Origin of the sequence: Burkholderia sp. SIMBA_062, assembly GCF_046534765.1 — a bacterium.
GTDB lineage: Bacteria > Pseudomonadota > Gammaproteobacteria > Burkholderiales > Burkholderiaceae > Burkholderia > Burkholderia ambifaria.
Genome location: NZ_JAWRYD010000145.1, coordinates 1 through 364, shown reverse-complemented (window position 1 = coordinate 364; position 364 = coordinate 1). Strand labels below are relative to the sequence as shown.

1 protein-coding gene is annotated in these 364 nt (G+C 63.7%); it reads right to left on the bottom strand.

What is annotated here, in order from left to right; translation table 11 throughout:
* On the bottom strand, nucleotides 1–364 hold a 364-nt coding region (locus SB786_RS35775; protein WP_410731515.1), incomplete at both ends, for an NAD(P)/FAD-dependent oxidoreductase.

Sequence of the window (364 nt, the reverse complement as noted above, 5' to 3'; positions counted from 1 at the left end):
AGGAACGCGCGGATCGACGGGTGCGTCTTGTAGCGCTGGAATTCCTCGAACGGCGACAGGTACGGGTTCGTGTAGCCGAGGCCCACCACGAAGCCGACCACCACTTGGTTGTTGTCCATGTGATACAGGAACGAGCCGCCGTACGTGTCCGACTTCAGCGGCCAGCCGGCCGTGTGGATCACGAGGCCCGGCTTGTGCTTGGCCGGATCGATTTCCCACAGCTCCTTGATGCCGATCCCGTACGCCTGCGGATCGGCGTTCGCGTCGAGCTTGAACTTCGAGATCAGCTGGCGGCCGAGGTGGCCGCGGCAGCCTTCGGCGAACAGCGTGTACTTCGCGTGCAGCTCCATGCCGAGCTGGAAGT